This window comes from Streptomyces sp. PA03-6a (genome assembly GCF_033792765.1).
Taxonomy (GTDB): Bacteria; Actinomycetota; Actinomycetes; order Streptomycetales; family Streptomycetaceae; genus Actinacidiphila.
The window spans coordinates 1-1,738 of the sequence record NZ_JARAVK010000543.1 but is presented as its reverse complement, the minus strand read 5'-3'; the positions used below and the strand labels follow the sequence as shown (position 1 = coordinate 1,738).

Below are 1,738 nucleotides of genomic sequence, written 5' to 3'. Positions count from 1 at the left end.
GGGGCGCAAAAGGAGTCGAGCGGAACGCGTAGTCTCGGAAAGACTCCGTACGCACAGGTACGAGGCACCGACCGACACCGAGGAGACACGAGAACCGTGACGGACATCGTCGACGAGCTGCGGTGGCGAGGGCTGATCGCCGTTTCCACCGACGAGGACGCACTGCGCAAGGCGTTCGCGGACGGCCCGGTCACGGTCTATTGCGGCTTCGACCCCACCGCCCCCAGCCTCCACCTCGGCAACCTGGTGCAGATCCTCACCATCCGCCGGCTCCAGCTGGCGGGCAACCGGCCGCTCGCCCTCGTCGGCGGCGCCACCGGCCTGATCGGCGACCCCAAGCCGACGGCCGAGCGGACGCTGAACGACGCCGACGTCGTCGCGGGCTGGGTGGAGCGGATCCGCGCGCAGATCGAGCCCTTCCTCTCCTTCGAGGGCCCGAACGCCGCCGTGATGGTCAACAACCTCGACTGGACCTCGGGCCTTTCGGCCATCGAGTTCCTGCGCGACGTGGGCAAGTACTTCCGGGTCAACAAGATGATCGCCAAGGAGGCCGTCGCCCGCCGGCTCAACTCCGAGGCAGGCATCAGCTACACGGAGTTCAGCTACCAGATCCTCCAGGGCATGGACTTCCTGGAGCTCCACCGCCGGTACGGCTGCACCATGCAGACCGGCGGCAGCGACCAGTGGGGCAACCTGACGGCCGGCATCGACCTGATCGGGCGCGTCGAGGGCACCTCCGTGCACGCCCTGGCCACCCCGCTCATCACCAAGGCCGACGGCACGAAGTTCGGCAAGACGGAGTCCGGCACGGTCTGGCTCGACCCCGAGATGACCACGCCGTACGCCTTCTACCAGTTCTGGCTGAACGCCGACGACCGCGACGTCTCCAAGTTCCTGCGCATCTTCAGCTTCAGGACGCAGGAGGAGATCGAGGAACTGGAGCGGCTCACCGAGGAGCGCCCGCAGGCCCGCGCGGCCCAGCGCGCCCTCGCCGAGGAGCTCACCACCCTCGTCCACGGCGCCGAGCAGTGCGCCGCGGTCATCGCCGCGTCCAAGGCACTTTTCGGCCAGGGCGAACTCACGGGACTCGACGAGCGGACCCTCGCCGCGGCACTCGGCGAACTGCCGCACGCCAAGGTCGCCGAACTCGCCTCCGTCGCCGACCTCTTCGCCGAGGTCGGCCTCGTGGCCAGCAAGTCCGCGGCCCGCCGCACCATCAAGGAGGGCGGCGCGTACGTGAACAACGTCAAGATCGGCGACGAGGACGCGACCCCCGAGGCCGCCGACCTGCTGCACGGCCGCTGGCTCGTGCTGCGGCGCGGCAAGAAGAGCCTGGCGGCCGTCGAGATCGCCGGCGACTGACGTCGGCTGGTTATCCACGTTTGAGCGGCGTCGGAGCTTGACTCCGCCGCCGCACCTGCGTAACGTAGCCCGAGCCGCTTGAGACGGTGCGCCCGGTTCGTCCGGATCCTCCGATCGGTGGTCACTCACCACGACGACAACACCCCGAAGATTCGGGTGCACTTGCGTGCTCTCGAATTCTATTGGCGTGGAATCGTACGGAGAGTGGGGGACGAATTCGCATGACGCGAAGGAATCCGCTAACGTAGTGAATGTCGCCGAGGCGGAAACGCCGAAAGCGAAACCCCCTCCAGAGGGTGGCAGAGAAGGAAATCGGATCTGCTAAGCTGGAGACAACGAAGGGAAAGCCCGGAGGGGCCGGTGAAACGGTCTCGAA

At 67.5% G+C, this 1,738-nt stretch carries 1 protein-coding gene; it reads left to right on the top strand.

Annotation, left to right across the window (positions count from 1 at the left end; genetic code table 11):
- Positions 1-96 precede the first annotated feature (96 nt).
- A complete protein-coding gene (gene tyrS, locus PV350_RS46490; protein WP_500339294.1) occupies positions 97-1,362 on the top strand; it encodes a tyrosine--tRNA ligase in 1,266 nt (421 codons plus the stop codon).
- Positions 1,363-1,738: the final 376 nt, after the last annotated feature.